This is a genomic window from Bacillus sp. RC51 (genome assembly GCF_044908115.1).
GTDB lineage: Bacteria > Bacillota > Bacilli > Bacillales > Bacillaceae_G > Bacillus_A > Bacillus_A mycoides.
Genome location: NZ_JBIYCW010000020.1, coordinates 21,837 through 27,606, shown reverse-complemented (window position 1 = coordinate 27,606; position 5,770 = coordinate 21,837). Strand labels below are relative to the sequence as shown.

Genomic DNA, 5,770 nt, shown 5'->3' with positions numbered 1-5,770 from the left:
AGAGCACAAAAGAGGCAACTTTATAAACAAACATTGTTATTATTAAAGTTGTTATTTGTGAGTAGTAGTGTAAATAAAGAGAGCAGTCCAATAACTGCACATCAAGTGTAGGAGATTATGTATATATATATCAAGAGCATTACTTTTTAAGGGGCTTGCTTGATAGGGACATAGAAACATATATGAGTTGTTCATAGTATGCTGTAAATTCTCTGAAGTTTTTGTACCAGAAGCGAATGCTTTGATGATATTGCTGAGGAAAGGTGTATATTTTCATTGATATGTAAATATGCACCTTTTCTATTATATTTGCACTTGAATAAATGCAAGTTAGAAAATGAAATTGAATTTCTATAACGTATACATAGGAAGAAATCCTTTTAAAAAGGAAGTGATTTATCATACAAATTCATGCTGTGAAAATACCAAAAAATATTGAAAATCATTTGTTTAATCAATTTAGTAACTTGATTTCAAATGAGAAGAGAGAACGAATGAAGCGTTTATTAAATTTATGTGATATTAATAGGACTTTGATAGGAGATTTATTAATCCGTTCCCTAGTTTGCCAAAAATATAAAATGAATAATGAAGAAATTAAATTTATATATAATGAGTACGGAAAACCTTTTGTTCAAAATTTTTCTGACTTTCACTTTAATATTTCGCATTCAGGAGAATGGGTGGTCTGTGCCACTGCTAATTCTAATGTAGGTATTGATATTGAAAGAGTTTCAGACATAGAGGCTCTTAAATTAGCAAATGAATTTTTTTCAGAGGAAGAATTTTATGATTTATCTAATATGAATTCTGATGAACAAATCAATTATTTTTTTGATTTATGGACATTAAAAGAAAGCCATATAAAAATGATTGGTAAAGGACTTTATATCCCGTTAAATTCATTCTCTGTAAAAAAAGAGTCACGAACTTTAATTTCATACACGAATATACCTCAAAACTTTTACTTTAGACAATATAATATTGATCCAAATTATAAGATATCTGCTTGTGCAACACGTGATGAATTACCGAATGAGATAATAATTAAAGACTTTTATACAATTGGCCAAAATATAAACAAATTTTAAAGTAAGGAGAAAATCTATGAATAAGACTAAACTTTTTTGCTTTCCACATGCTGGTGGCTCTGCGTTTAGTTACTCAAAATGGAAAAATTACTTTAATCCACATATTGAAGTAGTTCCAATAGAGTTAGCCGGTAGAGGATATAGAATTGAAGAAAGCCTGTACCAGAGTATGGAAGAGGCTGTAAATGATGTCTACAATAGTATAGTCAAGCAACTAGATAATTCGCCCTATATTTTATATGGGCATAGCATGGGAAGCTTGATTGCCTATGAATTAGCTAGAAAAATACAGGATTCTAATAATGTATTGCCTGAATTTCTTGTTTTATCCGGTAGAAATCATCCTAATAGTAAGATAAAAAATATTCGACATAACCTACCCGATGAACAATTCAAAAATGAAGTTATTGCAATGGGGGGAACATCAACCGAGGTACTACAATCAGAAGAATTAATGGGAATTTTTCTCCCCATTCTAAGAGCAGATTTTAAAATTGTAGAGACATATATCTATAACAACAATATACGAGCATGTGACATTGATTTTCTTGTATTGAACGGAAAAAAAGATGAATTAACTACATATGATGAGGTAAAAAAATGGAAACAATACACAAGTAAATCGTGTACCTTCAATTCATTTGAAGGTAATCATTTCTTTCTAAATGAAAATATTGAAGAAATAGCAAGTGGTATTATAAGAAAGTTAGAATCTAAAAGATTTTCAACTAGTTTTTAGAATATTTCTAGGTATACTTATGGTTGAAAAATAAAAATATTAAAGGTGAAAAATACAGGTTCTGTTGAAACATCATTGAATAAAGAGATAGAAAAAATGCAGATACAATTAGAAGCTGGTATACCACATTCCTACTTTAATAGTACGTATGCAAGTATAAAAGTACAGAACTCATCGGGTAGCGTTGTGTACAATAAAGAAATTGTGGGAAATAGACAACGAACTGCTGAAACCCAAACCGTTCCTGTAAAAGTTGGGGATTACATTGAACTTACCCATATAGAAGGGGAAGCAGAAAAGGAAAAGATACGAGCTACTTTAACTAACCTTGAGAATGGCAAACAGGAATATATGGGTAAGAAGAGAATATATCAGGTTACATCTACAGGACTAATAAGACAATAGATGAATCAAAAAGTTGGGGGAATCCTCAACTTTTTTGGTTAAAAAGGAGGTTCTGGTGCCAATATATGAAGAGGAACGATAGTAGATTTTTAACGGAATCGTATTTTATACTATAAGTCCAAAAATTCTGTGAATTAAATCTTTCTGATTTAGAAAAGACTGATTTTGTACATCAAATAAAACAGGAAGCAAGATTTTTGGATGTTCTCAACACTCTACATGTACGCATACAGAGCTAATAAATACATGAGCTGTGATAAAAATTCAGCTCTTTTTCAATTTTTTAAAGAGTGTATTAAAAAAAGGAAGTTTAATTTAAAAACGACTTTTCAGGTTTGTTTATTTTGCGTTTCGATGGACAAGTTAAAATAGGTCTTGTTCATTTTAAAAACATATGTAAAGACAGATAAGGACTTTAAATGTGTTTTTGGGGTTTTTAGGGGGAATAAAAAGGCTAGTCATTATTTAAGACTTAACCCTTTTCTACTAGCTGACGAATTGCTTCATTTCAATTACTTATCTTGTTATCGTGCCAAAAATCCTCTATTTATTTTACTTGTTCTTTTGTAAATGAAACTAAATTTTCATGTATGGGGAAAGATATTAGATGAAAGCAACCGGAGTAACTAGAAAAGTAGATGAGTTAGGGCGTGTGGTAATTCCAAAGGAACTTAGAAATACGCTAGGTATGAAAGAAAAATCACCATTAGAGATCTTTGTAGAAGGTGAAGACATTGTTTTACAGAAGTATCAGCCTGGTGGTGTTTGTGCATTAACAGAAGAGGTGTCAAATCGTAACATAGTATTAGCAAATGGTAAGATAACATTAAATCCAGAAGGTGCGGAACTATTAATAAAAGAAGTAAAACAGTACCTTGTAAAATAAGTGGCCCTTACAAGGGGCTTTTTTTAAAATCAATAAAATAATTTCATGTACCGTATTTATTATAAAAAATAATAACACAACGAACCTAACACCGCTAAAGGTATTGATAACAAAACCAACATTTGATGATCCTGAACCATTATAAGATTTTGTATTCTCTTTTGGAGAAACATTATAAAAATCGCCTAAGTTGAAAGAACCAGTACTATTTTGTGCGACAAGGTTTGCTACAACTGAGGGCATAGTACGCACCTAATTTCCTAGAAAGTATTTAAATTAGCATATGTTGTAATCATCTAGAGGTTCATTTTGATCTAAGAATTCGAAGTTATTGCTCGTGAAGATTTTAATAAAATAGTTATTTTGTAATAATCAAAAAAGAGCACTTCGTATAGGTGCCGAAATAAGAATTATTCAATTGTCAAGATAATTACTTACCACCATTTTGATTTATACGTTTTAAATAAAAAATAGAACAAGGTCCTGATTTGAAAAATAGAGAGCTCTTTGGAAAGAGCTCTCTGACTAAAATTTATATTGAATATGAATACACACGATATTGTATACGTGCTATTTAGGTAGGTACAATTTTAAAACAAAATCCTTATTTGAATAGAGAAAAAAGACAACAACCGGAGGGCTTGTTGTCTCAAAAAAGTGGAATGTCACTAAAATATTTGTTGAAGACATAACAGGTTATTTAAAGTATATGAATTGCGTATAAAAATATACAGTAGAAATTAAAGAGCGCTTACCAAGGTGCTCTTCTACCCAAACTTACATTGAAAAAGAATCCGCGACATTGTATGCGTATTTCTTTCGCTTTGTGTAGTTTTAAAATAAAATCGTTATTTTAATTAAAAGAGCAGCTAGCAAAAGCTAACTGCTTGTTAAAAAAAGAATCCACTCTAGGTTATTTACTGCCAGAGTTTCAAGAAATAAATGATTAAATTAATTTAATTTTTCAATTACAATCGAAGCATTTATATTTGTTTGTGTTCCACCTGCCAAAGTCTGCAAAGTAACTGCAGCAGCGGAAGTATGATTATTAAGGGTAATAATATCACCTGCAGCTAAAGTGAGGATTGTTTGGCCGTTGTTTGGTTGAGTTCCTGCACCTGATCCATAAACTGCGCTGGTAACCGGAGCACCATTTAAAAAAAGTGTGAATTGATTAGGCTCAACTCCTGATATAGAAAAAGAAATTTTATAATCTCCTGCATTAAGAACCATCAATTGAGAAGTTCCAAGCGTATGAGTAAAACCAGGTGTCATTTTACCATGTGAATTAAAAAGAATAGGTGCTTCTAAGGCAACAACTTGAGCTGCTGTATTGAAAACATAAGCATAATGAGATAACCCAGATACTGTAAGTCCGGTAGGTCCAGTAGGCCCCGGAGGTCCACCAGAAGGTCCGGTTGCTCCAGTTATTCCAGTAGGTCCAGTAGGCCCCGGAGGTCCACCAGAAGGTCCGGTTGCTCCAGTTATTCCAGTAGGTCCAGTAGGCCCCGGAGGTCCACTAGAAGGTCCGGTTGCTCCAGTTATTCCAGTAGGTCCAGTAGGCCCCGGAGGTCCACCAGAAGGTCCGGTTACTCCAGTTACTCCAGTTATTCCAGTAGGTCCAGTAGGCCCTGGAGGTCCACCAGAAGGTCCGGTTGCTCCAGTTATTCCAGAAGGTCCAGTAGGCCCTGGAGGTCCACCAGAAGGTCCGGTTGCTCCAGTTATTCCAGAAGGTCCAGTAGGCCCCGGAGGTCCACCAGAAGGTCCGGTTACTCCAGTTATTCCAGTAGGTCCAGTAGGCCCCGGAGGTCCACCAGAAGGTCCGGTTACTCCAGTTATTCCAGTAGGTCCAGTAGGTCCAGTAGGCCCCGGAGGTCCACCAGAAGGTCCAGTAGCTCCGGTTATGCCGGTTGGCCCAGAAGGTCCAGTAGCTCCAGTTATTCCAGTAGGCCCTATTTGAGGCAAAGGAAAGGAACATGGAAAAGGTATGTGACAATTCTTTTTAAATTTACTCATTTTTACACCTCCCTTATAAATTAACTACCAATTTATATTTATACTTTAACAACTTATGAGTAAACAGACGCACGGGTGTAAGGAGGAAACCTATAATAATTACATAAAAGGTTTTAAGAGCAAGCCTTTATTTCGCATTCCATACCAAAAAGAGCACTATATATAAGTGCTCTTCGTATCAAAGCTCTTAGTGTAAAAGAGTACGTGATACCAAATGAAATTTTTTCATGGGCGTGAAGTATTTGAACAAAAAAGCTATTTAAATACTAAGTTATCGAGATGAAAAATGGTGCACAAAGTTTTTTGTGCACCACTATATATAAACTATGTCTTGTCTTGTTAATAATATGTCTACCGCATAAAATTGTGAACAGATTAAAGAGAAGATTAAAGAGAAGATTAAATTTAAAAGAGCAACCTTTGAGGATGCTCTTATGACCAGTACCATTACTGTAAAAGAATACGTAATATCGGATCTGTATTTTTCAAAAGGTGTGAATTATTTGAACCCAAAATTAATTTGGCACAACAAAGCAGCTAGCTGAAGTAGCTAACTGCTCCAAACAGTGATGTAACTCTAGATGTATGTATAGTATTGACGAAATATTGAGCTTTATTCAGGAGGGAGAGAAG

Annotated in this window: 5 protein-coding genes and 2 pseudogenes; 5 read left to right on the top strand and 2 right to left on the bottom strand. The window is 33.8% G+C overall.

Going from position 1 to position 5,770, the window contains the following annotated elements:
* Positions 1–416: 416 nt before the first annotated feature.
* The 5 genes and pseudogenes from ABH959_RS26760 (at position 417) to ABH959_RS26740 (ending at position 3,121) form a co-directional block, all read left to right on the top strand.
* Entirely contained in the window at positions 417–1,091 is a 675-nt protein-coding gene (locus ABH959_RS26760) for a 4'-phosphopantetheinyl transferase family protein (protein ID WP_003192751.1), read from the top strand.
* A 16-nt stretch (positions 1,092–1,107) separates the two neighbouring features.
* Positions 1,108–1,830, top strand: a complete 723-nt coding sequence (locus ABH959_RS26755) for a thioesterase II family protein (RefSeq protein WP_113937214.1) — start codon at positions 1,108–1,110, stop codon at positions 1,828–1,830.
* 30 nt (positions 1,831–1,860) lie between these two features.
* Positions 1,861–2,235 (top strand): putative mucin/carbohydrate-binding domain-containing protein, encoded by a 375-nt coding sequence (locus ABH959_RS26750; protein ID WP_258550635.1) that lies wholly within the window; start codon positions 1,861–1,863, stop codon positions 2,233–2,235.
* A 172-nt stretch (positions 2,236–2,407) separates the two neighbouring features.
* Positions 2,408–2,485 (top strand): annotated as a pseudogene (locus ABH959_RS26745) (restriction endonuclease); the annotation flags it as partial.
* Between the two features lie 357 nt (positions 2,486–2,842).
* Entirely contained in the window at positions 2,843–3,121 is a 279-nt protein-coding gene (locus ABH959_RS26740) for an AbrB/MazE/SpoVT family DNA-binding domain-containing protein (protein ID WP_016093792.1), read from the top strand.
* Positions 3,122–3,208: 87 nt separating this feature from the next.
* On the opposite strand, the pseudogene ABH959_RS26735 reads toward ABH959_RS26740, so the two are convergent.
* Both ABH959_RS26735 and ABH959_RS26730 read right to left on the bottom strand, forming a co-directional pair.
* A pseudogene (locus tag ABH959_RS26735) lies at positions 3,209–3,364 on the bottom strand (spore germination protein); the annotation flags it as partial.
* 708 nt (positions 3,365–4,072) lie between these two features.
* Complete coding sequence (locus ABH959_RS26730; RefSeq protein ID WP_404493382.1) at positions 4,073–5,137, bottom strand: BclA C-terminal domain-containing protein; 1,065 nt, start codon at positions 5,135–5,137, stop codon at positions 4,073–4,075.
* Positions 5,138–5,770: the final 633 nt, after the last annotated feature.

Bases quoted from the DNA above. Each gene is read 5' to 3' on its own strand.
- ABH959_RS26730 (WP_404493382.1), bottom strand. From the start codon at position 5,137: ATGAGTAAATTTAAAAAGAATTGTCACATACCTTTTCCATGTTCCTTT.
- ABH959_RS26755 (WP_113937214.1), top strand. From the start codon at position 1,108: ATGAATAAGACTAAACTTTTTTGCTTTCCACATGCTGGTGGCTCTGCG.
- ABH959_RS26740 (WP_016093792.1), top strand. From the start codon at position 2,843: ATGAAAGCAACCGGAGTAACTAGAAAAGTAGATGAGTTAGGGCGTGTG.